21 protein-coding genes, 1 tRNA gene and 2 riboswitches are annotated in these 25,746 nt (G+C 68.0%); of the genes, 13 read left to right on the top strand and 9 right to left on the bottom strand.

Annotation, left to right across the window (positions count from 1 at the left end):
* Window positions 1-34 precede the first annotated feature (34 nt).
* The 5 genes from pheS to DSM104443_RS12605 all read left to right on the top strand — a co-directional run bounded on the left by pheS (window position 35) and on the right by DSM104443_RS12605 (window position 4,251).
* A complete protein-coding gene (gene pheS / locus DSM104443_RS12625; RefSeq protein ID WP_171092743.1) occupies window positions 35-1,045 on the top strand; it encodes a phenylalanine--tRNA ligase subunit alpha in 1,011 nt (336 codons plus the stop codon).
* Window positions 1,042-3,423 carry a phenylalanine--tRNA ligase subunit beta gene (gene pheT, locus DSM104443_RS12620; RefSeq protein ID WP_171092741.1) on the top strand — a complete coding sequence of 794 codons (2,382 nt, stop codon included), beginning with the start codon at window positions 1,042-1,044 and terminating at the stop codon, window positions 3,421-3,423. The genes pheS and pheT overlap by 4 nt, the downstream gene beginning before the upstream one ends.
* Window positions 3,424-3,464: 41 nt before the next feature.
* Complete coding sequence (locus DSM104443_RS12615; RefSeq protein WP_076022546.1) at window positions 3,465-3,746, top strand: integration host factor subunit alpha; 282 nt, start codon at window positions 3,465-3,467, stop codon at window positions 3,744-3,746.
* Window positions 3,718-4,110 (top strand): MerR family transcriptional regulator, encoded by a 393-nt coding sequence (locus DSM104443_RS12610; RefSeq protein ID WP_171092739.1) that lies wholly within the window; start codon window positions 3,718-3,720, stop codon window positions 4,108-4,110. The genes DSM104443_RS12615 and DSM104443_RS12610 overlap by 29 nt, the downstream gene beginning before the upstream one ends.
* A gap of 64 nt (window positions 4,111-4,174) precedes the next feature.
* A tRNA-Pro gene (locus tag DSM104443_RS12605) sits at window positions 4,175-4,251 on the top strand.
* Window positions 4,252-4,288: 37 nt separating this feature from the next.
* On the opposite strand, the gene DSM104443_RS12600 is transcribed toward DSM104443_RS12605, so the two are convergent.
* The 3 genes from DSM104443_RS12600 to DSM104443_RS12590 all read right to left on the bottom strand — a co-directional run bounded on the left by DSM104443_RS12600 (window position 4,289) and on the right by DSM104443_RS12590 (window position 6,909).
* Window positions 4,289-4,621, bottom strand: coding sequence for a hypothetical protein (locus DSM104443_RS12600; RefSeq protein WP_171092737.1), 333 nt, complete (start codon window positions 4,619-4,621; stop codon window positions 4,289-4,291).
* A 69-nt stretch (window positions 4,622-4,690) separates the two neighbouring features.
* Window positions 4,691-5,716, bottom strand: coding sequence for an L-threonine 3-dehydrogenase (tdh, locus tag DSM104443_RS12595; protein ID WP_171092735.1), 1,026 nt, complete (start codon window positions 5,714-5,716; stop codon window positions 4,691-4,693).
* Window positions 5,713-6,909: a glycine C-acetyltransferase gene (locus tag DSM104443_RS12590; protein ID WP_171092733.1), complete on the bottom strand. Its 1,197-nt coding sequence runs from the start codon at window positions 6,907-6,909 to the stop codon at window positions 5,713-5,715. Before DSM104443_RS12590 ends, tdh begins: the two co-directional genes overlap by 4 nt.
* Before the next feature lie 60 nt (window positions 6,910-6,969).
* On the opposite strand from DSM104443_RS12590, the gene DSM104443_RS12585 reads away from it, so the two are divergent.
* From DSM104443_RS12585 to gcvP, 4 genes are all read left to right on the top strand, one after another.
* On the top strand, window positions 6,970-8,916 hold the full coding sequence (locus tag DSM104443_RS12585; RefSeq protein WP_212756652.1) for a hybrid sensor histidine kinase/response regulator: 1,947 nt from the start codon (window positions 6,970-6,972) through the stop codon (window positions 8,914-8,916).
* Window positions 8,917-8,923: 7 nt separating this feature from the next.
* Window positions 8,924-9,025, top strand: a riboswitch (glycine riboswitch).
* A gap of 7 nt (window positions 9,026-9,032) precedes the next feature.
* A riboswitch (glycine riboswitch) is annotated at window positions 9,033-9,143 on the top strand.
* A 45-nt stretch (window positions 9,144-9,188) separates the two neighbouring features.
* On the top strand, window positions 9,189-10,271 hold the full coding sequence (gene gcvT / locus DSM104443_RS12580) for a glycine cleavage system aminomethyltransferase GcvT (protein ID WP_212756650.1): 1,083 nt from the start codon (window positions 9,189-9,191) through the stop codon (window positions 10,269-10,271).
* Between the two features lie 15 nt (window positions 10,272-10,286).
* Window positions 10,287-10,667, top strand: coding sequence for a glycine cleavage system protein GcvH (gcvH, locus tag DSM104443_RS12575; RefSeq protein ID WP_171092732.1), 381 nt, complete (start codon window positions 10,287-10,289; stop codon window positions 10,665-10,667).
* Entirely contained in the window at window positions 10,660-13,545 is a 2,886-nt protein-coding gene (gcvP, locus tag DSM104443_RS12570; protein WP_171092730.1) for an aminomethyl-transferring glycine dehydrogenase, read from the top strand. Before gcvH ends, gcvP begins: the two co-directional genes overlap by 8 nt.
* A gap of 109 nt (window positions 13,546-13,654) precedes the next feature.
* Here the strand turns inward: gcvP and DSM104443_RS12565 are convergent, their stop codons facing one another.
* The 3 genes from DSM104443_RS12565 to DSM104443_RS12555 are packed head-to-tail and all read right to left on the bottom strand — an operon-like array spanning window position 13,655 to window position 18,468.
* Window positions 13,655-14,419, bottom strand: coding sequence for an SDR family NAD(P)-dependent oxidoreductase (locus tag DSM104443_RS12565; RefSeq protein WP_171092728.1), 765 nt, complete (start codon window positions 14,417-14,419; stop codon window positions 13,655-13,657).
* A 10-nt stretch (window positions 14,420-14,429) separates the two neighbouring features.
* Window positions 14,430-16,451: a M13 family metallopeptidase gene (locus tag DSM104443_RS12560; RefSeq protein ID WP_171092726.1), complete on the bottom strand. Its 2,022-nt coding sequence runs from the start codon at window positions 16,449-16,451 to the stop codon at window positions 14,430-14,432.
* Between the two features lie 4 nt (window positions 16,452-16,455).
* Window positions 16,456-18,468: a M13 family metallopeptidase gene (locus DSM104443_RS12555; RefSeq protein ID WP_171092724.1), complete on the bottom strand. Its 2,013-nt coding sequence runs from the start codon at window positions 18,466-18,468 to the stop codon at window positions 16,456-16,458.
* A 66-nt stretch (window positions 18,469-18,534) separates the two neighbouring features.
* Between DSM104443_RS12555 and surE the strand changes: the two genes are divergently transcribed.
* The 4 genes from surE to DSM104443_RS12535 are packed head-to-tail and all read left to right on the top strand — an operon-like array spanning window position 18,535 to window position 21,362.
* The gene (gene surE / locus DSM104443_RS12550) at window positions 18,535-19,281 is read left to right on the top strand and encodes a 5'/3'-nucleotidase SurE (protein WP_171092722.1); all 747 of its coding nucleotides are present in this window, start codon (window positions 18,535-18,537) and stop codon (window positions 19,279-19,281) included.
* Entirely contained in the window at window positions 19,278-19,934 is a 657-nt protein-coding gene (locus tag DSM104443_RS12545; protein ID WP_171092720.1) for a protein-L-isoaspartate(D-aspartate) O-methyltransferase, read from the top strand. Before surE ends, DSM104443_RS12545 begins: the two co-directional genes overlap by 4 nt.
* Entirely contained in the window at window positions 19,931-20,893 is a 963-nt protein-coding gene (locus tag DSM104443_RS12540) for a peptidoglycan DD-metalloendopeptidase family protein (protein ID WP_171092718.1), read from the top strand. The genes DSM104443_RS12545 and DSM104443_RS12540 overlap by 4 nt, the downstream gene beginning before the upstream one ends.
* Window positions 20,894-20,951: 58 nt before the next feature.
* Window positions 20,952-21,362 (top strand): hypothetical protein, encoded by a 411-nt coding sequence (locus tag DSM104443_RS12535; RefSeq protein WP_171092716.1) that lies wholly within the window; start codon window positions 20,952-20,954, stop codon window positions 21,360-21,362.
* A gap of 4 nt (window positions 21,363-21,366) precedes the next feature.
* Here DSM104443_RS12535 and DSM104443_RS12530 read toward each other — a convergent pair whose 3' ends face one another.
* The 3 genes from DSM104443_RS12530 to DSM104443_RS12520 are packed head-to-tail and all read right to left on the bottom strand — an operon-like array spanning window position 21,367 to window position 25,743.
* On the bottom strand, window positions 21,367-22,776 hold the full coding sequence (locus DSM104443_RS12530) for a tetratricopeptide repeat protein (RefSeq protein ID WP_171092714.1): 1,410 nt from the start codon (window positions 22,774-22,776) through the stop codon (window positions 21,367-21,369).
* A 22-nt stretch (window positions 22,777-22,798) separates the two neighbouring features.
* The gene (locus DSM104443_RS12525; protein WP_171092712.1) at window positions 22,799-24,787 is read right to left on the bottom strand and encodes a transglutaminase TgpA family protein; all 1,989 of its coding nucleotides are present in this window, start codon (window positions 24,785-24,787) and stop codon (window positions 22,799-22,801) included.
* A complete protein-coding gene (locus DSM104443_RS12520; protein ID WP_171092710.1) occupies window positions 24,784-25,743 on the bottom strand; it encodes a DUF58 domain-containing protein in 960 nt (319 codons plus the stop codon). Before DSM104443_RS12520 ends, DSM104443_RS12525 begins: the two co-directional genes overlap by 4 nt.
* Window positions 25,744-25,746: the final 3 nt, after the last annotated feature.

Here is a 25,746-nt window from a genome sequence, read left to right as displayed (position 1 = left end):
CCCTTTTTTTGTTGATGCAGCGGGGGAGAACGCGATGTTCGATGAGTCGTGGCGCAAGCAGGTCCTCGAAGAGGCCGTGCGCGACGTGGCGGGCGCGGGGAGCGAGCCCGACCTGGCCAACGTGAAGGCGAAGTACCTGGGCAAGGAAGGCCGCGTCACCGAAGGCATGAAGGCGATGGGCAAGCTCTCCCCCGAGGAGAAGAAGGCCCAGGGCCAGATGCTCAATGGCATGAAGGTCGGCATCGAGCAGGCGATCGCGGGCAAGCTCGAATCGCTGAAGAACACCGAGCTGGAATCGCGGCTCGCGGCCGAGGCCGTGGATGTGACGCTGCCGGGACGCCGCCAATCCTCGGGAGGCCTCCATCCCATCACCCGGGCGCAGGAGCACGTGGAGGCGCTCTTCGCCTCGATGGGCTTCGCGGTCGCCGACGGTCCGGAGATCGAGGACGACGAGCTCAACTTCACCGCGCTGCGGATGTTCCCGAACCATCCGTCGCGCAGCATGCAGGACACGTTCTACGTCGAGGGGTCGTCGCGCGTGCTGCGCACGCACACCTCGCCGGTGCAGATCCGCTACATGAAGTCGCACACGCCCCCGATCCGCATCATCTGCCCGGGGCGCGTCTATCGCGTCGACCATGACGCGACGCATTCGCCGATGTTCCACCAGGTCGAGGGCCTGTGGGTCGACGAAGGCATCAGCCTCGCGGACCTGAAGGGCACGATCACGCAGTTCTGCCGCGCGTTCTTCGAGCGCGACGACATCGGCGTGCGCTTCCGCCCGTCGTACTTCCCGTTCGTGGAGCCGGGCGTCGAGATCGACATGGAGTGGGAGAACAAGGGTGGCGAGATCAAATACCTCGAGATCGCTGGTGCGGGCGTGGTGCACCCCGACGTGCTTCGCAACGTCGGCATCGACCCCGAGAAGTATTCCGGCTTCGCCTTCGGCATGGGCCTCGACCGTCTCGCGATGCTCAAGTACGGCGTGAACGACTTGCGCCTGTTCTTCGAGAACGACCTGAAATTCCTGAGGCAATTCCGATGAAGGTCTCGGTCAACTGGTTGCGCGAGCTGGTCGACGTGAAGCTGTCCGTCGACGAGCTCTCCCGCGTGCTCACCATGGGTGGGCTCGAGGTGGAGGAGGTCACGCCGGTCGCGGCTTCCTTCGACAAGATCGTCGTGGCCCACGTGAAATCCGTGGCGCCGCATCCGAATGCCGACAAGCTTCGCGTGACGGAAGTCGACGCGGGCACGGGCACCACGCTGCAGATCGTCTGTGGAGCACCCAACGTCGCCGCGGGCCAGAAGGTGCCCTGCGCGCTGATCGGCGCCAAGCTGCCGCTGGAGGACGGCAAGGTCCTCGAGATCAAGGCGGCCAAGCTGCGCGGCACGGAATCCAACGGCATGTTGTGCTCCGCGCGCGAGCTGGGCCTCTCGCAGGATCACGCGGGCCTGCTGGTGCTGCCGGACGACGCGCCCGTGGGCCAGGACATCCGCACGTACCTGGATCTCGACGACGTCTATCTCACCCTCAAGCTCACGCCCAACCGCGGTGACGCGCTGTCGATGCTCGGTATCGCACGCGATGTTGCCGCGCTGACGGGATCGGCACTTCGTCCGCCGAAGGCGGAGCCCGCTCCGGTCGCGATCGATGCGAAGCGAAGCATCCGCATCACCGACGGCAAGGCCTGCGGCGCCTACAACGGCCGCGTGATCAAGGGCATCGATGCGAAGGCCGCGACCCCCGGCTGGATGGTCCGGCGCCTCGAGCGCGCGGGCCTGCGTTCCATCAGCCCGCTCGTGGACATCACCAACTACGTGATGCTCGAGCGCGGGCAACCGATGCACGCCTTCGACGACGCGAAGCTGAAGGGCGGCATCGACGTTCGCTTCATGAGGGCCGGCGAGCGCGTGAAGCTGCTGAACGACCAGGAAGTCGACTACCGCCCCAGCCTGCTCGCGATCACCGACGACAGCGGCCCCGTGGCGCTGGGCGGCGTGATGGGCGGCCACGCGACGATGGTGGGCGACGCGACGACCGACGTGTTCTTCGAGTCCGCCTTCTTCGATCCCGAGGCGGTGCAGGGCAAGGCGAAGGCCCTGCAGCTCACCAGCGACGCGGCGTATCGCTACGAGCGCGGCGTCGATTTCGCCGGATCCCGCTCCGCGCTCGAGCGCGCCACCGCGCTCACGCTGGAGATCTGCGGCGGCAAGGCCGGTCCCGTCACCGAGGCGCTGGGCGAGCTGCCGAAGCGTTCCGCGGTTCGCGTGCGTCCCGATCGCGTCCGCCTGCTGCTCGGCTACGCAGTCGCCGATGACGAAATGGTCCGGATCCTCGAGCGCCTGTCGTGCAAGGTGCAGAAGGAGGGTGCCGCGATGCAGGTGACGCCGCCTTCGTGGCGCTTCGACCTCGCGATCGAGGAGGACTTCGTCGAGGAGATCGCCCGGGTGCGGGGCTATGACCACGTTCCCGCGACCCCTCCGCGTGCGAGCGTGCCGATGCTGCGCACGCGCGAAGGCGCCCGCGACCGATTCGCGCTTCGCCACATCGCCGCCGACCTCGGCTACCAGGAGGTCATCAACTACAGCTTCGTCCCGGCCGAGTGGGAGCGCGAGTTCGCGGGCAACGAGAAGCCCGTGCGCCTCGCCAATCCCATCGCCAGCACGATGGACGTGATGCGCACCAGCCTCGTGGGCGGCCTCGTCGCGTCCCTTGCGGCCAACCTGAACCGCGGCGAGGAGCGCGCCCGCCTGTTCGAGATCGGCCGCTGCTTCGATCGCGACGAGGCGAGCGTGGAAGCCCAGCCCGAGCGCCTCGCGGCCCTGGCCTATGGCCTGCGCGAGCCCGAACAGTGGGGCTGGGGTGCCAATGCCGGCCGCGTGGACTTCTTCGACGCCAAGGGCGACCTGGAGGCCCTGGCGGGCTCCGTGGCGCTGGAATTCGAGCCTGGAACCCATCCGGCCTGCCACCCGGGCCGTTGCGCGGTCGTGAAGGCGGGCGGGAGGGTGATCGGCTTCGTGGGCGAGCTCCATCCGCGGCTGCAGCAGAAGCACGACCTGCCGTTCGCCCCGGTGCTCTTCGAGGTGCTCGCCGGAGCCCTCCTGGAGGCCCCCGCGACCCGCTTTGGAGGGGTCTCGCGGATGCCGGTGGTGCGCCGGGACCTGGCCGTCACGGTGCCGGAAAACGTGGCCGTTGGGACCCTTTTGGGAGCCGTTCGGGGGTCTTTGCCGGCCTTTGTGACAGAGGTCGAAGTGTTCGATCAGTACCGCGGCAAGGGGGTCGAGCCGGGGAGAAAAAGCCTTGCGTTCCGTATACTTATGCAGGATACTGACAGAACTTTGACAGATACTGAGGTGGAGGTTGTGGTTGCCTCCATACGAGATCAGCTAGTCCAACAATTCAAAGCCCAACCGCGCACGTGAAAGACAAAGTCACACTCACAAAGGCCGAGCTGGCCGACCTGATGTTCGAAAAGGTCGGGCTGAACAAGCGCGAGGCGAAGGACATGGTGGAGTCCTTCTTCGAGGAAATCCGGATCGCCCTGGAGCGGGGGGAAATGGTCAAGCTCTCGGGTTTCGGCAATTTCCAGCTCCGCAAGAAGCCCCAGCGGCCGGGCCGTAACCCCAAGACCGGCGAGGAGATCCCGATCACCGCCCGCCGCGTCGTGACCTTTCACGCCAGCCAGAAACTGAAGAGCCTTGTGGAGAAGTCCTTCAATGGCCACGGAGAACCTGGCGACGACTGAACTTCCCGCCATCCCGGCCAAACGCTACTTCACGATCGGCGAAGTAAGCGAGTTGTGCGGGGTGAAGCCCCACGTGCTTCGGTACTGGGAGCAGGAATTCACGCAGCTGAAACCCCTGAAGCGCCGCGGCAACCGCCGCTACTATCAGCACCACGAGGTGCTGCTGATCCGGCGCATCCGCGAGCTCCTCTACGAGCACGGCTTCACCATCAACGGCGCCCGCAACCGACTCGAGGAACCGGCGCCTGCCGGCTCCAGCGCGGCCATGCGCGACGGCACGCGCACCATGACGGTCCCCCAGCCCATCTCTCCGGCGAGCATCCGCAAGGAGCTGAAGGGCATCCTGAAGCTCCTCGAGCCCTGATCGTCCTTTCTCGCCCTTTTCCTTGGGAAGAGGGCACTCCAGCAGGTATAATTTCGGTCTCGGTCGGGGCGTAGCGCAGCCTGGTAGCGCACCTGCATGGGGTGCAGGGGGTCGAAGGTTCGAATCCTTTCGCCCCGACCAAATCTTCTTCGAAGGGCCCGCACGCGCGGGCCCTTTTTCAGGGTGCCTTCTTCGGGCGCTCCAGCTCGACGATGTGCTTGTTCCGCGGCTTGTCGCGCGGCACCAGGACAGCAACCTCGTAATCGGGCGCAATGTAGGTCGAGAGGACGTAGATCCAGCCGTCCTCGACTTCGAACTCTTCCTTGATCGCCGTGCCGTCGCCGCCGCCGGAGTAGTTGCACTGGTACTGCTTGCAATTGGCCGACATCCACGAGATCACGTGGGGGCGCGCGTCCATGTACGTGAAGTTGTCGGGGTCGTGGACGAAATAGACCTTGTAGATGGACCACACGACCATCACCACCACCGCGATGCCGATTATCTTTGCCATCCCCTTGATGTCCACGCCGGCTCCTTGTTCGAGTTGTTGTTGGCGCGAATATATCGCAAGCGGCTGCGGCTAGCTCCAGTCGAGCACGACCTTTCCGGACTTCCCGGAGCTCATCGTTTCAAAGCCCTTCAGGTATTCCTTCACGTCGAAGCGATGCGTGATCATCGGCGAGAGGTCGAGGCCGCTCTGCAGCATCGCGATCATCTTGTACCAGGTCTCGTACATCTCGCGGCCGTAGATGCCCTTGATGACGAGCCCCTTGAAGATCACCTTCGTCCAGTCGACCGCGGCTTCCGAAGGCGGGATGCCCAGCATCGCGACCTTGCCGCCGTGGTTCATGACCTCGAGCATCTGGCGAAACGCCGTCGGCACGCCGGACATCTCGAGACCGACGTCGAAGCCCTCCACCATGCCCAGCTCCTTCATCACCGACTCGAGCGATTCGCTGGACACGTTCACCGCGCGACTCGCACCCATCTGCCTCGCCAGCGAAAGGCGGTAGTCGTTCACGTCGGTGACGACGATGTGCCGCGCGCCGACGTGGCGAGCGATCGCCGCGGCCATGACGCCGATGGGACCCGCGCCCGTGATCAGCACGTCCTCGCCGACGAGGTCGAAGGAGAGGGCGGTGTGCGCGGCGTTGCCGAAGGGATCGAGGATCGCGGCGATGTCGTCGGGAATGTCGTCGGGGATCGGGAACGCATTCTCGGCGGGGATCACGAGGTAGTCCGCGAACGCACCAGGTCGATTCACGCCCACACCCTGCGTGTTGCGGCAGAGGTGACGTCGGCCCGCGCGGCAATTGCGGCAATGGCCGCACACGATGTGGCCCTCGCCGGAGACGCGCTGGCCGATCGCGAGGCCGCGCACCTCGTCGCCCATCGCTTCCACGGTGCCGACGTATTCGTGGCCGACGGTCATCGGCACCGGGATCGTCTTCTGCGACCAGTCGTCCCAGTGGTAGATGTGCATGTCGGTGCCGCAGATCGCGGTCTTGCGGATGCGGATCATCACGTCGTTGGGGCCGAGCGCCGGCTTCGGCGCGTCCACCATCCAGATGCCCGGCTCGCGCTTCGTCTTGGCCAGCGTTCTCATGCGATCACCTCGAGTTCCTTGCCTACCTTGGCGAACGCGGCGACGGCGCGTTCGATGTGCTGCGGTTCGTGGGCTGCGGACATCTGCGTGCGGATGCGGGCCTGGCCGCGCGGCACGACGGGAAACGAGAAGCCGACGACGTAGATGCCTTCCTTCAGCATCCGGTCGGCCATCTCCTTCGCGAGCGTCGCTTCGCCCAGCATGACAGGAATGATCGGATGGCCGGCGCCGGCAAGCTTGAAGCCGAGCTTCGTCATGTCTCGGCGGAAGTGCTCGGCGTTGCGGCGCAGCTTCGCACGCAACTCGCCGCCGGCTTCGAGGAGGTCCAGCACCTTGATCGACGCACCGGCGATGGCCGGCATCAACGTGTTCGAGAAGAGATACGGGCGGGAACGATTGCGCAGCCACGCGATCACCTCGCGCTTGCCCGCCGTGTAGCCGCCGGAGGCGCCGCCCAATGCCTTGCCGAGCGTGCCGGTGAGGATGTCCACCTTCCCTTCGACCCCGCAATGCTCGGGAGTTCCGCGGCCGTGCTCGCCCATGAAGCCGACCGCGTGCGAGTCGTCGACCATCACGATCGCGTCGTATCGTCCGGCGAGGCCGCAGATCGCCGCAAGGTTGGCCACGATGCCATCCATCGAGAACACGCCGTCGGTGGCGATCATCTTGTAGCGCGCGTCCGCCGCATCCGCGGCCTTCAGCTGCGCCTCGAGGTCGGCCATGTCGTTGTTGGCATAGCGATAGCGCTTGGCCTTGCACAGCCGCACGCCGTCGATGATCGACGCGTGGTTCAGCGCATCGGAGATCACCGCGTCCTCCTCGCCCAGCAGCGTCTCGAAGAGACCGCCGTTCGCATCGAAGCACGAGCCGTAGAGGATGGCGTCCTCCGTGCCGAGGAACTTCGCGAGGCGCATCTCGAGCTCGCGATGCACGGCGTGCGTACCGCAGATGAAGCGCACCGAGGCCATGCCGAAGCCGTCGCGGTCGAGCGACTCGTGCGCGGCGGCCACGAGCTCCGGGTGGTTCGCGAGGCCGAGGTAGTTGTTGGCGCAGAAGTTGAGCACCTCCGGCCCGCCGGCAACGCGTACGTTCGCGCCCTGCGGTGAATCGAGCACGCGTTCGGATTTCAGCAGTCCCTGCGACTCCAGGGTGCGCAGCTCGGTTTGTAGGAATTCAGGAAGGGGTTGTTTCATCGGGGAATTATCCCAAAAAACTGTCCCAATGCTCCGGGGCATGCGTTACCCTGACTTCCGATGGCCACCGCTTCCCAGAACAAACCCCAGGCACGTGCCGACGAGAATGCGTCGCGCGGTCTCAACGACGACGATGCGCTGCACCGGTTGCTGGTTGCCTCGGTCACCGACTACGCCATCTTCGTCCTGGATTCGCAGGGCTACGTCCGCTCCTGGAACGCCGGCGCCGAGCGCCTGAAGGGCTACCGGCCGGAGGAGATCATCGGCCACCACTTCTCCGCGTTCTACACGCCGGAGGACATCGAGCGCGGCTGGCCGGAAGAGGAGCTCACCCGCGCGCGGGACGCGGGCCGCTTCGAGGACGAGGGCTGGCGCGTGCGCAAGGACGGCACGCGCATGTGGGCCAACGTGATCATCACGGCGCTGCGCGACGATCAGGGCGATCTCGTGGGCTTCGGCAAGGTGACCCGCGACCTGACCGAGCGCCGCGAGCAGGAAGAGCGCGTCCGGCAGAGCGAAGAGCGTTTCCGCCTCCTGATCGACGGCGTGCAGGACTACGCGATCTACCTGCTCGATCCCGAGGGGCACGTGAGCAGCTGGAACGCGGGCGCCGAGCGCATCACGGGATTTCGCGCCAGCGAGATCCTCGGCCGCTCGTTCGAGGTGTTCTATCCGCAAGCCGACGTCGCCGCGGGCAAGCCGGCGGCGGAGCTCCGAGAGGCGCTCAACCACCGCCGCGCCGAGGACAAGGGCTGGCGCGTGCGCAAGGACGGAACGCGCTTCTGGGCCGACGTGGTCGTGACCCCGCTCTACAACGCACGCAGCGAGCACGTGGGCTTCGCGAAGGTCACGCGCGATCTCAGCGAGCGAAAGCGCATGGAAGCGCTCGAGCAGGAAGGCCGGCACGTCACCGAGTTCCTGGCGATGCTCGCGCACGAGCTGCGCAATCCCCTCGCGCCGATCCGCAACGCGGTCGGGATCCTCGCCATCCTGCAGGACCCGGCGCCCGAGGTCGCGTGGTGCCGCGACGTGATCGACCGGCAAGCGGCGCAGCTCTCCCGCCTCGTGGACGACCTCCTCGACGTGAGCCGGATCACGCGCGGCAAGCTCCTGCTTCAGTCGACGCCCATGGACCTCGCAGGTGCGGTGCATCGCGCCATCGAGATCACGCGCCCGCTGATCGAATCGCGCAGGCACGACCTCGAAATCGTCGTGCCGAACAAACCGGTCATCGTGCACGGCGACCTCACGCGCCTGGCGCAGGTGTTCTCCAACCTGCTCACGAACGCGGCCAAGTACACCGGCGAAGGCGGGCGCATCCGCATCGAGCTCGGTGTCGAGGGCGATGACGCGATCGTCCACGTGAAGGACAACGGCCAGGGGATCGCGCCGGATCTCATCGAGCGCGTGTTCGATCTCTTCGCGCAGGGCGAGCGCAACCTCGACCGGTCGGCGGGCGGGCTGGGCATCGGCCTCACGCTCGCGCGCCGGATCGCGGTGCTGCACGGCGGCACCATCGCTGCCGCCAGCGCGGGCGAAGGCCGCGGCTCGACCTTTACCGTTCAGCTCCCCTTGGTCCATGGCAAGGGCGCGGCCGATCCCGCCGGCGACGTCCTGGCTTCGCAGTCGCGCGGCCCGAGGCATTCGATCCTCGTCGTCGACGACAACACCGACTCGGGGGCCAGCATGGCGATGCTGCTTCGCCTGATGGGCCACGACGTCGAGACGTCGACCGATGGACCCGAGGCCCTCGCGCGCATGGCATCGCTCAAGCCGGACATCGTCTTCCTCGACATCGGCCTGCCGGGCATGAACGGCTACGAAGTCGCGCGCGAGATCCGCCGCGCTCCCGGAGGCGATCGCGTCCACCTCTATGCCATGACCGGTTATGGCCAGTCCGAGGATCGCCGCCGCTCGCTCGAAGCGGGCTTCAACGGCCATCTCGTGAAGCCCGTGGCGATGGAAGCGATGGTCGACGTGATCGACAACCTCCCGCCGCGCGGCTAGAATCGCGCCCATCTGATCGGGAGAGAGTCGGTCGAGGGATAGAACCCTGGATCGATCGCCGAAGGGGTAGCACCCGCAAACTCTCAGGCAAAAGGACCGATCGGACCCGGGGGTGTTCCCCGGACTCTGGAGAGCAGGCGGATATTCCGCCCACCGAAGGGGCTAGCGGCACGAGGCAGGGTTCCTCGCGCCGTAATCTCTCAGGTATCAAGGACAGAGGGGTCAGGCAAGATGGTGCCTGGCCCTTTTTCTTTTTTGCGACCGGAGAGATCTTGCTGAAAACCACGCCCCTCAACGCCGTCCACCTCGCCGCAGGCGCCCGCATGGTGGACTTCGGCGGCTGGGACATGCCCGTCCACTACGGCTCGCAGATCGAGGAGCACCACGCGGTGCGCCAGAACTGCGGGCTCTTCGACGTGTCCCACATGCTGATCGTCGACATCGAGGGCAGCGGCTCGCGAAGCTTCCTGCGCCACGTGCTCGCCAACGACGTGGAGAAGCTCAAGATCCCCGGCAAGGCGCTCTACACCTGCATGCTCGACGGCAACGGCGGCGTCATCGACGACCTCATCGTCTATTTCTTCCGCGAGGATTTCTTCCGCCTCGTCGTGAACGCGGGCACGGCCGAGAAGGACATCCGCTGGCTGACCCAGCTCGCCGACCGCGGCCAGTTCGCCGTGCACGTGACGCCGCAGCGCGATCGCGCTCTGCTCGCGATCCAGGGGCCGAACGCGCGCGAGATTTTCTGGAAGGCATTTCCCGAAGCGAAAGCCAACACCGAGAACCTCATGCCGTTCTCCGCCGCACTCGCCGCCGGGATGATGGTCGCCCGCACCGGCTACACGGGCGAGGACGGCTTCGAGATCGCCTTCGCGGCCGATCGCGCCGAGGACGTGTGGAAGAAGCTGGTCGCCGCCGGAGCGCGGCCCGCGGGGCTCGGAGCGCGCGACACGCTGCGCCTCGAGGCCGGCATGAACCTCTACGGACAGGACATGGACGAGAGCGTCTCGCCGCTCGACGCGGGCCTCGCCTGGACCGTCGACCTCAAGACCGACCGCGCCTTCGTCGGCCGTCCCGCGCTCGAGAAGGAGGGCTCGTCGAACGAGTTCCTCGGCCTCGTGCTCACCGACAAGGGCGGCGTCCTCCGCGGCCACCAGAAGGTGCTCGCCCCCGAAGGCGAGGGGGAGGTCACGAGCGGCACGTTCTCGCCCACGCTCTCGCAATCCATCGCGCTGGCACGCCTGCCGCGGGGCACCAAGCCCGGCGACACCGTGCACGTGCAGGTCCGCGACAAGGCGCTCGCCGCCCGCGTCGTGAAGCCGCCCTTCGTCCGCAACGGCAAATCCCTCGTCTGATCATCTGGAGCCCGCATGAACATCCCCAAGGACCTGCGTTACACCGAATCCCACGAGTGGCTGAAGCGCGAGACCGACGGCACCTACACCGTGGGCATCACGGACCATGCCCAGGAGCAGCTGGGCGACATCGTCTTCGTCGAGGCGCCGAAGGCGGGCCGCAAGGTCGCCTCGGGCGAGGCGATCGGCGTCGTGGAATCGGTGAAGGCCGCTTCCGACATCTATGCCCCGGTGGCGGGCGAGATCGTCGCGGCGAACGCGGAGCTCACCGGCACGCCCGAGAAGGTGAACACCGACGCGTACGGAGCGTGGATGTTCCGCATCAAGCCCGACAACGCCGGAGACGTCGACAAGCTCCTCGACGCGGCCGCCTACGAGAAATCCGCCAATGCCTGACATTCCCGTGAAGGGTGCGCGCGAGTCGCTCGACGCGCTCGAGGACCACGGCGCCTTCGCGCGCCGCCACATCGGACCCGATGCCGTCGAGGTCGCGCAGATGCTGGGCCTGCTGGGCCACGGCTCGCTGGACGCCCTCATGGACGCGGTGATCCCGCCCGCCATCCGCCGCAAGTCGCCGATGAAGCTGGGGCGAGCGATGCACGAGGCCGAGGCGCTCGCCGAGATCCGCCGCATCGCCGCGAAGAACAAGGTGTTCAAGAGCTACATCGGGCAGGGCTACTACGGCACGCACACGCCCGGCGTGATCCTCCGGAACGTCCTCGAGAATCCCGCGTGGTACACGGCGTACACGCCGTACCAGCCGGAGATCTCGCAGGGTCGGTTAGAAGCGCTGATCAACTTCCAGACGATGGTGACCGACCTCACGGGCCTCGCCATCGCCAACGCGTCCATGCTGGACGAGGCGACCGCGGCCGCCGAAGCGATGACGCTGTGCGCGCGCTCGGCGAAGGGCGAGGCGAAGGTCTTCGCCGTCGCCGACGACGTGCTGCCGCAGACGATCGACGTCGTGCGCACGCGCGCGAAGCCTCTGGGCATCGAGGTGCGCGTCATGCCGGCGGGACAGCTCGCGGAGGCTCCGGCTTTCGCGGTGCTGGTGCAGTACCCCGGCACGGACGGCGAGCTGCGCGACTATCGCAGCCTCGCCGCGGCCGTGCACCAGCGCGGTGGTTTCGTGATCGCCGCGGCCGATCTCCTCGCCCTCGTGCTGGTCGATGCGCCCGGTGATTGGGGCGCGGACGTCGCGGTGGGCTCGGCGCAGCGCTTCGGCGTGCCGATGGGCTTCGGCGGCCCGCACGCCGGCTACATGGCGGTGCGAGACGAGCTGAAGCGCAGCATGCCCGGACGCCTGGTCGGAGTGACCGTCGATGCGCAGGGCGAGCGCGCCTACCGCCTCGCGTTGCAGACCCGTGAGCAACACATCCGCCGCGAGAAGGCGACCTCCAACATCTGCACGGCGCAGGTGCTGCTGGCGGTGATGGCGTCGATGTACGCGGTGTATCACGGGCCGCAGGGGCTGGAGCGCATCGCGCGGCGCACGCACCGGTTGGCCTCGATCCTCAAGGCGGGTCTCGTGAAGCTCGGCTTCGCGGTGCCGACGGGCCACTTCTTCGACACGATCACCGTGGCGGCGGGCGAAGCCTCGCGCGAGATCGGCGATCGCGCCGTCGCGGCCGGCGTGAACCTGCGCCGCTCCGGCGTGCTGCTCGGCATCTCGCTCGACGAGACGACGGTCCCGGCCGACGTCGAGAACCTCTGGCGCATCTTCGCGGGCGAGGACGTGGGCTTCACCGCCGCGTCGCTCGACGCGCGCGTCGACGATGCGATCCCCGCGGCCCTCGCGAGGAAATCGCCGTTTCTCACGCATCCTGTCTTCAACCGGCACCACTCCGAGACGGAGATGCTGCGCTACCTGCGGAAGCTCGCCGACAAGGACGTGGCGCTCGACCGCTCCATGATCCCGCTGGGCTCGTGCACGATGAAGCTCAATGCCACGAGCGAGATGATCCCCGTGACATGGCCCGAGTTCGGCGCCATCCACCCGTTCGCGCCCGTGGACCAGTGGCAGGGCTACAGCGAGCTGATCGTCGGCCTCGAGAAGATGCTCTGCCAGGCCACCGGCTACGACGCGGTGTCGTTGCAGCCCAACGCCGGCTCGCAAGGTGAGTACGCGGGCCTGCTTGCGATCAAGGCGTATCACGAGAGCCGCGGCGAGGGGCACCGCAACGTCTGCCTCATCCCCACGTCCGCGCACGGCACCAACCCGGCGTCGGCGCAGATGGTCGGCATGAAGGTCGTCGTGGTCGCTTCGACGGACGAGGGCGAGGTCGACCTTGCCGACCTGAAGAAGAAGGCCGACGAGCACGCGCACGACCTCGCCGCCATCATGGTCACGTACCCGTCCACGCACGGCGTGTTCGAGACCGGCATCGTCGAGATCTGCGACGTCGTGCACAAGCACGGCGGCCAGGTGTACGTGGACGGGGCGAACCTGAACGCGATGGTGGGCTTGGCGGCGCCGGGCCAGTTCGGCGGCGACGTCTCGCACCTGAACCTGCACAAGACGTTCTGCATCCCGCACGGCGGCGGCGGGCCTGGTGTCGGTCCGGTCGCGGTGAAGGCGCACCTGGCGAGATTCCTGCCGGGCCATCGGCACCTCGAAGCGGCTCCCGGCGGCATCGGCCCGGTGTCGGCCGCGCCGTTCGGCAGCGCCTCGATCCTGCCGATCTCGTGGATGTACATCGAGATGATGGGCGGCGAGGGCCTGAAGCGGGCGAGCGAGGTCGCGATCCTCAATGCCAACTACATCGCCAGGCGCCTCGCGCCGCACTACCCGGTGCTGTACTCGGGCCCGGGGGGATTGGTGGCGCACGAGTGCATCCTCGACCTGCGGCCGATCAAGGAATCGTCCGGTATCACCGTGGACGACGTCGCCAAGCGCCTCATCGACTACGGCTTCCACGCGCCGACGATGTCCTTCCCCGTCGCCGGCACGCTGATGGTGGAGCCGACGGAGAGCGAATCGAAGCTCGAGCTCGACCGCTTCTGCGAGGCGATGATCGCGATCCGCGAGGAGATCCGCGCCGTGGAGGAGGGGAAGCTCGACCCGGAAGACAACCCGCTTCGCAACGCTCCGCACACCGCGGCCGTGGTGATCGGCGACGACTGGAAGCGGAAGTACTCCCGCGAGCTCGCCGCCTATCCGTTGAAGAGCCTGCGGGACTCCAAGTACTGGTCGCCCGTCGGTCGCGCCGACAACGTCTACGGCGACCGCAACCTCTTCTGCAGCTGCGTGCCGCTCGCCGAGTACGAATGAATGAATAAAGGGGTCAGGACAACTTATTCGAAAAGAGAGGCGTACGAATAAGTTGTCCTGACCCCTTTATTCATTCACCGCGCGGAAAAAGTAGCTGACCCTCATTTCTTCAGAGGGAGTTGGTGGAGTGGCCGCCGTCGACGGTGATGACGGAGCCGGTCATGTAGCTGCCGGCGTCAGAGGCGAGGAGGAAGAGGGCTCCGTGGAGCTCCTCCGCCGTCCCGATGCGGCGCATGGGCACGCGCTTCACGAGCGCCTGGCCGGCCTCCGTGTCGAACATGCCCTGGTTCATCTCGGTCTCCACGTAGCCCGGCGCGATCGCGTTCACGCGGATGCCGTAGCGCGCCCACTCGAGCGCCAGTGCCTTCGTGAGCTGCACCAGGCCCGCCTTCGCGGTGGCGTACGACGCGAGGTTGTTGGCCACGCGCAGCCCGAGGATGGACGCGATGTTCACGATGCTTCCCGGCTTCTTCGCGGCCACCAGCGCCTTGGCAGCGGCCTGCGCGACGCGCCACGCACCGTCGAGGTTGGTCGCCATCATGGAGCGCCAATCCTCCTCGGTGAGGTCGATGGCTGGCTTGGCCGAGCCGATGCCGGCGTTGTTCACGACGATCTGCGGCACGCCGATCGTCGCAACGATCTTCGCGAACGCCGCCTCGACCGACTTGGCGTCCGAGACGTCGAGCGCCACCGCATGAGCCGTGCCGCCCGCGGCCGCGATGTCGGCCACGAGCTTCGCCAAACGGTCCTCGCGGCGCGCGGCCACCACGACGACGGCGCCCGCCTTCGCGAGCGCCCGCGCGAACGATTCGCCCAACCCGCTGGAGGCGCCCGTCACGAGCGCCACGCGCCCGGCAATGTCGAAGGTCTTCATCGCGTGAACCCTACCAGATGTGCACGCGCTCCGATTCGGCGCGCAGCGCCTTGGCGGGATCGCACGAGAAGGCTTTCGCGAATTCCGGCAGGTTCTCGGTCGGCCCGCGGACACGGAAGCGACCCGGCGAGTGCCCGTCGGTCTGGATGATCAGGCGCTCGCGCTCCGGGCGGTCCAGGCGGCGCCACGACTCGGCGAACGCGAGGAAGAAGCGCTGCTCGGGCGTGAAGCCCTGCACCGGTTCGCGGGGCTTGCCGGCCAGCGACTTCTGCAGGGCCAGGTACGCGATCTTCACGCCGCCGAGATCCGAGATGTTCTCGCCCAGCGTGAGCTTGCCGTTCACGTGCAGGCCCTCGACGCCGACGTAGCCGTCGAACTGCTTCACCATCAGTTGGGCGCGCGCGTCGTAGCGCTTCGCGTCATCGGCCGTCCACCAGTCCTTGAGGTTGCCCTGCGCATCGTACTTGCGGCCGCTGTCGTCGAAGCCGTGCGTGATCTCGTGGCCGATCACCATGCCGATGCCGCCGTAGTTCACCGCGTCGTCCGCGGTTGCGTCGAACATGGGAGGCTGCAGGATGGCCGCGGGGAACACGATCTCGTTCAGGCTCGGGTCGTAGTACGCGTTGACCATCTGCGGGGCCATCCACCATTCGCTGCGGTCCACCGGCTGGCCGAGGCGCTTCAGCACGCGGCGCGTCTCGAAGCGCTTGGCCTCCATCCAGTTCTGCGCGAACGGTGCGGCCGCGATGCGCGCATCGGCGTAGTCCTTCCAGGGCGTGGGGTAGCCGATCTTCACGTTCATCGCGGCCAGCTTCGCGAGCGCCTTCTGCCGCGTCGCGTCTCCCATCCAGTCCACCTCGCGCAGGCGATCGCCCAGCGCGGCCTTCACGTTGACGATCAGCGCGTCGGCACGGGCCTTGGCCTCCGGCGGGAAGGCTTTCGCGACATAGATCTGGCCGAGCGCCTGGGCCATCGGCTCGTCGCCGTAGGGCCCGTTCATGATCGTGAGCACCTCGCGTTCGCGCTCCGGGCGCGCCTTGAGGCCGTTGATCACGCCCTGGTTGAACGCGAACGACTCATCGGAGATGGCCTTGGGTAGCATCGGGGCGAGCTTGCGCAGGGCCGACCAGCGCAGGTAGGTGCGCCACTGCGCGGCGGGCCGGCTCGCGACCTGCGTGGCGAAGGCCTTGGAGAACGCCGGCTGCGCGTTGTTGAGATTGGCCAGCGACGCGGCGCCGAGCGCGTTCAGGTACTCGGTCCACGGGAAGCCCGGGGCGCCGGAGGTGAGCTTCGCGACGGTCGTCTTGTTGTAGTTCTTCTCGTCGTCGCGGAGGTCGACCGCGGTGCGCGACGCGCGGGCGAGTGCGGTCTCGATCGCGAAGGCCGTGTTCGCGTTCGCCTTGGCGGCCGCTGGCTTGTCGCCGGCCAGCTCGAACATGCGCGCCATGTGGGCGCGGTACTTCTCGCGCTGCTCCTTCGTCTTCGCGTCGGTCTTGAAGTAGTAGTCGCGCTCCGGCAACCCGAGACCGCCTTGCGTCAGGTCGAAGAGGTAATGCGTCGAGTCCTTGAGGTCCTGCTTCACCGTGAAGTCGAAGCCGGCGGGGATGCCCGAGGTGTGCAACGCCGCCAGCGCGCGGGCGAGGCTCTTCGCGTCCTTCACCTCGTCGAGGGTTGCTTGCACCGAGACCAGCGGCGCCAGGCCCGCGCGCTCGATGGCCTCGAGGCTCATGCCGCTCTCGTAGAAGTCGATCGCCTTCCTTTGCGCGCTGCCTTCGGGCGGCGGGTTGCTGCGTGCCGCCGCGATCGATTCGCGGATCAGGGCTTCGTTGCGCTTCTGCATCTCCGCGCCCACGCCCCACGACGCGCGGTCCGCGGGAATGGTCGTCTTCGAAAGCCACTGCGCGTTCACGTATCGGTAGAAGTCGGTGCAGGCGTCGATGTCCTTCGAGTAGCTCTCGACGTCGAGGGCTGCGGCGGGCAGGCCAGCGGCGAGGGCCGAGGCGAGGGCGATGCGGCGGAATGTGTTCTTCATGGGGTCACCAGATGTTGACGCGCTCGTTGTCGGCGCGGAGGGTTTTCGCGGTATCGCAGGAGAAGGCGCGCGCGAACTCGGGCATGTTTTCCAGCGGGCCGCGCACGCGGAAGCGCGGCGGCGAATGCCCGTCGGTCTTGAGGTAGATCAGCTCCTGCTCGGGGCGCATCTTGCTGCGCCAGCCCTGCGCGTAGGAGATGAAGAAGCGCTGCTCGGGCGTGAGGCCGTCGATCGGAGCCCGGGCGGTGCCCTCGAGCGCCTTCTGCATCGCGGTGTAGGCGATCTTGAGCCCGCCCAGGTCGGAGATGTTCTCGCCCAGCGTGAGCTTGCCGTTCACGTGCACGCCCTCGACGCCGACGAAGGCGTCGAACTGCTTCACCACCATCGAGGCGCGCGCCTCGTAGCGCTTGGCGTCGTCGGCCGTCCACCAGTCGCGCAGGTTGCCGATCGAATCGAAGCGCCGGCCGCGGTCGTCGAAGCCGTGCGTGATCTCGTGGCCGATCACCATGCCGATGGCGCCGTAGTTCACCGCATCGTCGGCCTTCGCGTCGAAGAAGGGCGGCTGCAGGATGCCGGCGGGGAACACGATCTCGTTCGCGCGCGCGTTGTAGAACGCGTTCACGATGTGCGGCGACATGCCCCACTCCGTCCGATCCACGGCCTTGCCGAGCAGCGCCACCTGGCGCGCGGCCTCGAAGCGCCCAGCGCGCATCCAGTTGTCGGCGAAGGCATGGCGTCCGACGGTGGAAGCGGAATAGTCACGCCATCTGTCGGGATAGGCGATCTTCGGAACGATCGCGTCCAGTTTCCCGAGCGCGGCGACCTTCGTCTCGGCACCCATCCAGTCGAGGGCCCGGATGCGATCACCGAGCGCCGCCTTCACGTTGCGGATGAGCGCATCGGACCTCGCCTTCGCTTCCGGAGGGAACGCGCGGTCGACGAAGATCATGCCGATCGCCTGGGCCATGGGCTCGGTGCCGTAGTTGCCGCTGATGAACGAGAGCACGTGGCGCTCGCGCGGCGGGGCGACCTTCACGCCCTTCAGCACGCCGGAGTGGAACGCGTAATGCGCGTCCTCGAAACGCTTCGGCAGCGTGGGCGCCGCGTCGTTGACGAGCTGGAAGCGCAGGTACGCCTGCCATTCCGCGGGCCGGCGCTGCGCGGCGAACTTCGCCAGGGCGCGGAAGTACGCCGGTTGCGCCACGTTCACGCGCGCGAGGCCCTTGGCACCGACCGCGTCGAAGTACGCTCGCCACGGGAAGCCCGGCGCATCCGCGGCGAGCGCGTCGATCGTCATCGGGTTGTACGTGGCGTCGATGTCGCGGCGCTCGACGGCGGTCATCGAGGCGCGGGCAAGCTCGGTCTCGAACACGAGTACCTGTACGGCCGATTCCGCGGCCTTGGCCGGCGGCTCGCCCAGCAGCACGAAGACCTGCTCGATGTACTTGAGGTAGGCGTCGCGCTGCTGCTGCGTGCGCGCATCGTCGCGGAAGTAGTAGTCGCGGTCGGGAAGGCCCAGGCCACCCTGCGCGATCTCGGCGAGATACACCTTCGAATCCTTGGCGTCGGGCCGGACGAAGAACGCAAAACCCGCCTTGCTGCCCGCCTGCTGCATGCGGGCGAGGGTCGCGGCCAGCGTGGCCGGCTCGGCGGTGAGCGCGATGGCATCCAGCAGCGGCTGCAGCGGCTTCACGCCCGCGGCCTCGATGGCCTCGCGGTCGAGACCGCTCGCGTAGTAGTCCACCACCTTGCGTTGGGCGGATCCGGCGGCGAACTTGCCGGCCTTGATCTCGGTTCCGAACGCATCGATGAGCAGCGCCGTGTTGCGCTCGCCCACGATGTCGAACGTGCTCCAGCGCGACCGGTCGTCGGGGATCTTCGCGGTATCGAGCCAGCTGGCATTGGCGTACTGGTAGAAGTCGGTGCAGGCATCGAATTCCTTCGTGGGGACATCGATCGCTGCGGAGGCGCCGAGGGGGATACCCAGGGCAAGCAGGGCGGGCAGGAGGCGTTTCATGGGGGCCGGATGAGGGGAAGTGCGGCGATTCTAGCCGACCCCGATGCTATAATTCGTCACCAAAAAATGCGCATCCTCCTCTCGAACGACGACGGCTATTTCTCCCCGGGATTGGCGGCATTGGCGCAAGGCCTGGCTCCCCTGGGCGAAATCACCGTCGTGGCTCCCGAGCGCGACCGCAGCGGCGCCTCCAACAGCCTCACGCTCGACCGGCCGCTCACGCTTCGCAAGGCCCCCAACGGCTTCTACTACGTGAACGGCACGCCGACCGACTGCGTCCACATGGCCGTCACCGGCTGGCTCGATTTCGAGCCGGATGTCGTGGTCTCCGGCATCAACCTCGGCTCCAACATGGGCGACGACACGCTCTACTCGGGCACGGTCGCCGCGGCTACCGAGGGCTACCTGCTCGGCATTCCCTCGGTGGCCGTATCGCTGGTGGGCCACGAGATCTCCCATTTCGACACCGCGGCCCAGGTCGCGCGCACGATCGTCGAGCGCCTCGCCAAGGCGCCCTTCGGCGCTCCGGTGCTGCTCAACGTGAACGTGCCGGACGTGGAATACGCCGCCCTGAAGGGCATCGAGGTCACGCGCCTCGGCCGGCGCCACAAGGCGCAGCCCGTCGTGCCGGGCAAGAACCCGCGCGGCGAGACGGTCTATTGGGTGGGTGCGGCCGGTGCGGCGCGCGAGGCCGGCCCGGGCACCGATTTCCACGCCCTGGAGCACGGCTCCGTCTCCGTGACGCCGCTCCAGGTCGACCTCACGCACGCCGCGCAGATCCCGCTCGTGAAGGATTGGATCGTCAAGCCATGACGGGCGTCGCCGGCATCGGCATGACCTCCGACCGCACGCGCCAGCGGATGGTCGAGATGCTTCGTCACGAAGGCATCACGGACGAGCGCGTGCTGGCCGCGATGCTCGAGCTCCCGCGCCACGCGTTCGTCGAGGAGGGCATCGCGTCCCGCGCCTATGAGGACACGCCCCTGCCCATCGGCCATGGCCAGACGATCTCCAGCCCCCTCATCGTCGCGTCGATGACGCAGCTGCTCCTCGAGAAGACGCCGATGGCCAAGGTCCTCGAGATCGGCACCGGCTGCGGCTACCAGACGGCGGTGCTGGCGCGGCTCGTGAAGGAGGTCTACACGCTCGAGCGCATCGCCCCGCTGATGGACAAGGCCCGCCGGCACCTGCGCGACCTGCGCTTCTACAACGTGCGCTACAAGCATGCCGACGGCCACGCCGGCTATGCCGAAGGCGCACCCTATGACGGAATCCTCTCCGCGGCGTCAGCGAGCCACGTCCCTCCCGCGTTGAAGGAGCAGCTCGCCGTCGGCGGGCGGCTCGTCCTGCCGGTCGGCGTGGGCGAGCAGTGGCTCTACGTGATCGACCGCACGGAAAAAGGATTCACCGAACAGAAGCGCGAAGCCGTCCGGTTCGTGCCGCTCCTTCCGGGACTCGCTCAATGACCTCCAGGCATCTCTTCGTTGCGCTCGCCCTCGCGTTGCTCGCGGGCTGCGCGTCCCGCCAGCCCGCGCCCGTCAGCGATCGCGCCGCGCCTCCGCCCGCGGTGGTCGAGGCCCCCGCACCTGTGGAGCCGGAAAAGCCCGCGCCCAAGCCCATCCCCACGCACACGGTGAAGCGCGGCGAAACGCTGGTGGCCATCGCGCTGCAATACGGGTTGGAATATCGCGAGTTGGCGGCGTGGAACGGAATCACCAACGTCAACGTGATCAGCGTGGGCCAGGTGCTGCAGCTCGCTCCCCCGATGGGCATGGGGCAGACCACGCCGCTCGCCGTCGGTCCTACACCACTCGCCACTGCCGGGCCGCCGATCGAGGCGCGGCCCCTCGCGAATACGGACAAGCTGAAGGTCGAGCCGCGCGGCCAGAAGCTGCCGTTCTCCGAGAAGACGCTCTCGCAGCTCTCCGTGCCCGAGGCCGGCGGTACCACCGTCGCATCCGCACCGCCCGCGCCGATCAGTGCGCCTGCCTCGCCGGAAGCGCCCGCACGGCCCCCTGCGCCTGCACCCGAACCCGAGAAAGCCTCGCCCGGAACAGACTCCGAGGACGTCGACTGGATGTGGCCCGTGAAGGGCAAGGCGCTCGCGCCGTTCACCGATTCCACCAAGGGCGTCGACATCCCGGGCAAGAAGGGCGCTCCCGTGCAGGCCGCGGCCGCCGGGCGCGTCATCTACGCCGGGGAGCTCCGCGGCTACGGGCGTCTGGTGATCATCAAGCACAACGCCACGTGGGTGTCGGCGTATGCCCACAACGAGAAGCTCCTCGTGAAAGAGCAGCAGGACGTGAAGAAGGGCCAGAAGATCGCCGAGATGGGCTCTTCGGATACCGACCAGGTGAAGCTGCACTTCGAGGTCCGCCGCAACGGCAAGCCCGTCGATCCCGCGAAGGTCCTTCCCGCGCCCTGAAGCGGAACTCCCGGTGCCGCCGCGGGGTCAACCCTGCGGATCACCAAGGAGACCCGCCATGCATCGCCGCTTCCCGCACTTTGCCGCCGCAGTGCTCATTGCCACCGCCGCGCCGTTTGCGCACGCCCAGGTGGCCGACGCGGACGCGCGTTGCAAGTCGGAGGTCACGAGCCGCGGCTACCCCGGTTCGTTCGACGGCGTGCAGGTCAACGGCAGCGTGGTCAGCGGCCAGGTGCGAACGGGCAACGACGTGCTCGCGTTCCGGTGCCTGGTGGATAACCAGGGCAACGTAAGCGAGGTGTACGTCGATCGCGCGTACGGCGTGCGCAACGACCTTGCTCCGTCCGACAGCGACTACAAGCGCGGCTATCGCGATGGCGCCGTGCGCTCGCCCTACAACAATTACTCGAACAGCAGCGCGTACGACCAGGGCTACGAAGAGGGTTACCAGTCGCGCCGTCGGCGCTAGGCCTTCACGGGCGCGGCGGGCGGCTCACGCGCATGCCCGGGTACCAGGGCGAGGTCTCGCCCTCGACCATCCAGCGCCACTCCGGCGGATCGGGCACGTAGACCCGCTGGCCTTTCGCCACACCGGCGCGCAGGTGCGTGTTGGTGTTGCTGGGCCCCACGTAGTCGTCGACGAGATCCATGAGGGCCAGCATGTCCTCGAGATCCGCGTTGGCATCGGACAAGTCGTGCACGGTCGCTCCCAGCGCACGCTCCAGGGCCTCTCGTGAACCGGGTACGGGGTTGCGCTGCACGCTCACGAGCGTCGCGGCGCTGCCGCGAAGCTCGCCGACGATCCAATCCGTCACCGCCTCCTTCACCTGCGCGCGCGTTGCACCCTTGGCCGCGACGCCCGCCCGCCAGGTGATCGCGATGCGCGGAGCGGGGCCCAGGGCTTCGAGCTCGCGTTGCAGGGCATCGATGCGATCGGCGAGCGGCGTGAGGGGCAGCGCCGGCGGAAAGCGCGAGGCGTCGTCGGCACCGGTGAGCCACGGCAGGTCACCCACGTAGATCGCTTCCAGGTCCGGCGCGGCTTGGCTCTCGGCCGCGCAGCCGAGCGCGAAGTGGCCGGTGCGTTGCAGCATGCCGTGCAGGCGCGGGTCGCCGCGAAAGGCGAGCTGCGCGCCGCGGCGCGTGAGCTCCGGTGCGAAGCGCAGGAAGAACAGCACGTCGCCCACGCCCTGTTCGCCATGGAGCACGAAGCGGCGGCCGGAGAGCGATGCGGGCAGGCGCGGCGCGTTTGCTTCAGGCGGGGCGGTCACGCCGCGCGCATGGAGGCGCCAGCGGTAATGGTCCCAGGCTTCCGCGAATCGCCCGAGGCACAACTGCAGGCGCGCGAGGTTCTGGTGCGCGGCGGCGAAGCCCGGCGAGCGCTCGAGCGCATGTCGATACGCGCTCTCGGCGTCTTGCCACTGCAGGGCGTCCTCCAGCGCGAGGCCGAGGTTGTTCCACGCTTCGAAGTAGCCCGGATCGACCTCGAGCGCACGCCGGAAGCCCGCGACCGCCGCGGCGTTGCGGCCGAGGTTGCCTTCGAGGAGCGCCAGGTTGCTGTGGAAATCGGGAATGCGCGCATCGGCCGCGATCGAGGCGCGCAGTTTCGCTTCAGCCTCGGCGAGGCGGCCCTCGGTCCAATCGATCATGCCGAGGTAGTGCGTCGCGATGGCGTTGCCCGGATCGGACTCGAGGATCGCGCGATACACGGCGCCCGCTTCGGCGAGGCGGCCCTGCTGGTGGGCCTGCAGCGCTTGCGGGATGCGCGGGTCGGTCGCCGTCGCTGCGGGCGGTGCATCGCCTCCGAGGCGGCCGTGGCAATCCTTGTAGCGCTGGCCGCTTCCGCAGGGGCAGGGCTCGTTGCGGCGAACGGGGACGGGCGGCATGGAGCGCGATTCTCGCCGAAGATCAGGCGGCGCGGAAGGCGCGCACGAGCCGCGAGAGCTCGCGCAGCTGCGCCGGGCTGGCACCGCGGCCGTAGCGCGCTTCGACGTAGCGCTCCGTGATCTCGCGGGCCGCGCGCTCCAGCTCCGGGCGAGTGCCGGCCACGCGTTCGGTGAAATCGACCGGACCTTCGTGCGGCGCCCGTGCGAGGCCGATGCGGGCGAGCTTCGCGCAGAAGCGCTTCCAAGCGGCGAGCGAGGGATCGCCGCGGCGCGGAAGGTCGCGCAGCAGCAACCCCAACGCGATGAGTCCGCCGATCACGAACGTGCTGCCGCCAAGCCACAGGGCCAGCTTCTGCCAGTCGATGTTCACGCCCATGCCGAGCTGCTGGAGGAACTGGCGCTGGCGGTCGACGTTGTAGCCGACGACCCATTGGTCCCACTCGCTGTTCACCACCTGCCAGGCGTAGCGCATGCGCGAGAGCACGCCCAGCTTGTCCGCGGCGATCAGCGAGGACATCGCGCCGATGGGTCCGAGCGCCGCGTCCATGCCGCCTTCGACGCGCAGCGGCGAGACGGCACCCGTGGGGTCGACGCGAATCCACCCGCGACCCTCGAGCCACAGCTCGACCCACGCATGCGCATCGGCCTGGCGGACGATGAGCTCCTGGTTCAGCGGGTTCACGTCGCCGCCGAGGTAGCCGGTCACGATCCGCGCCGGGATGCCGGCGGCCCTCATCAGCAGCGCGAAGCTGCCGGCGTAGTGCTCGCAGAACCCGCGCTTCGTCTGGAAGAGGAAGTCGTCGTAGGGGCTGCGCTCGTCGAGCAGCGGCGGCTCGAGGGTGTAGGTGAACTCGCGGTTGAACATCGTGAGGGCCCGATTCACGATCGCCGCGGGCTCCCGGAGATCCGCGCGCCATTGCTGGCCGAGGGCGATGGTCTGCGGGTTGCGCGACTCGTCGCCGAGGCTGAGCGCGTAGTTGCGCCACATCTGCGGGAATTTCTCGTCGTACGCGTAGTCGAGGTACGAGACCATCTCGTAGCGGATGCGCGTATCCACGGGCCGCGTCGAGCGGATCTGCAGGTCGTGGCGGATGGTGCTGCCCGGCGGCAGCGTGCTTCCGGGGATGTCGAGCGCGAAGAGCCAATGCTTGCCGGTGGGCTCGACCGTCACCGCGTAGCGCACCGGCCGCTCGGCCTTCTCGTATGGGGCGTTGCGAAGCGGCGCGCTCTCGTTCGCCCGCCACGTCGAGCCATCGAAGCCCCAGAGCACCGGCCCGCGCCAGTAGAGCGTTCCGTACGCCGGGATCTTGTCCTCGAACTGCACGCGAAACGCGAGGGAATCCGACTGGATCAACTTGGAGATGTTGCCCGGGGTCATGGTCTCCGAGAGCCCCGTCATTCCCGCTCGCGCGTCCTGCGGCAACGCCCACAGCGGCCCCTGCACGCGCGGGAAGAGCAGGAAGAACGCGGCCATCAGCGGCAAGGCCTGCAGCAGCAGCAGGCCCGCGGGCACGAGGCGCTCGCGCACGGTGGGCGTGGCCCCGATGCGCTGGAACCCCACGAGCGTGGCCACGAAGAGCCACACGCACGCCAGCAGGTAGATGCCGAGCGGGATCGACTGCGAGAAGAGGAAGTTCGTCATCACCAGGAAGAAGCCCAGGTAGATGCAGAGGATCACCTCGCGCTGCGTGCGCATCTCGAGCAGCTTCATCGCCGCCATCACGATGAGCAGCGTCACGCCCGCGTCGCGGCCGACGATGCGCCCGTAGGCGAAGAACACGGCGACCGAGGCGCCGAAGGTGAGCACGGTGGTGAACCAGCGCGGCGGGAAGCGCTGCGCGGAGATCGAGATCCATCCGCGCCACGCGATGATCGCCGCGAAGAAGATGCCGACCCACGCGGGTACGCGCAGCAGGTGGGGCGCGATCACGAACGCCATCGCGGCCAGCAGCCAGAAGACGTTGCGGATGTCGAGGGCGCGCAGGGCCGCGGGCGGGGCGAGGGCGCTCATTGCGGCTTCGGGTCGCCGTGGAGGGCGAGCGCGTTGAGGCAGCGCGTGCGGTGGGCGTCGCCCCGGCCCGGCTCGATCGAGGTTCCCGGCAGCCGCAGGCCGTAGCTCTGGCCCATGCGCTCGGCCTCGAGCACCCAATGACACAGCACCGACAGGCGCGACTCCGGGTCGAGGGCGCGGGCGTCGTTCCAGTCGAACCACATCTCCGAGGAGGCGGTGGCGTTGAACTCCTTCGTGAGCAGCCCCTGGCCGCGTGCCAGCGCCTTCCACGCGATCTGCCGCGGCGGATCGCCGGCGTGATACGGGCGCAGCTGGTTGAATTCGTCGTCGCCCGGAACGGGGATCCCTTCCTCGGCCTCACCGTGCGATTGCGTGGGCGGGGCGCCGGCGGAGGCATCCGGCTGCGGGTAGACGATGACCTGCAGGCCGAAGTCGAAGTACGACCACGCGTGGAAAAGCCCCACCGGATAGCGCGTGAAGATCTCCAGGCGGCCGCAGGCGACGCGCCCGCGCCGCACCGCCGCCGAAGGCAGCGACACGACGGCGACGTTGCCGAGCTCCACGTCCGCGTAGCTGGGCTCCGCATCGCGGCGGCGAATGGCGACGGCGAAGCGCGTGCGCGAAGGCGTCTCGATGGTGACGCCGAAGTGCGCGGTCTCGCCCGCGAAGACCGGCGGGCAATGCCCGGGGCGAAGCTTGAGGTGCGCGAGGTTGCGCCAGGTGTGCAGCATTGCCACGCCGCCCATCGCCGCCAGCAGGAACGTGAGCAGGAAGCCCAGCGAGAGCGTGTAGTTGATCGACGCCATCAGCAGGAGCAGCAGCGTGAAGGCGAAGAAGTAGCCCTGCCGCGTGGGCAGGATGAAGATGCGCCGCTGGACCAGCGTGACCGGCGGCGCCTCGGGAACGGCGGCGCGGAAGATCCAGTCGGCGACCGACTGGCGGATGTTCGCGAACATCAC

It is taken from the genome of Usitatibacter rugosus, from assembly GCF_013003965.1.
Taxonomy (GTDB): domain Bacteria; phylum Pseudomonadota; class Gammaproteobacteria; order Burkholderiales; family Usitatibacteraceae; genus Usitatibacter; species Usitatibacter rugosus.
Note: the sequence above shows the minus strand (reverse complement) of the source record. Positions and strands in the feature narration are given on the sequence as shown.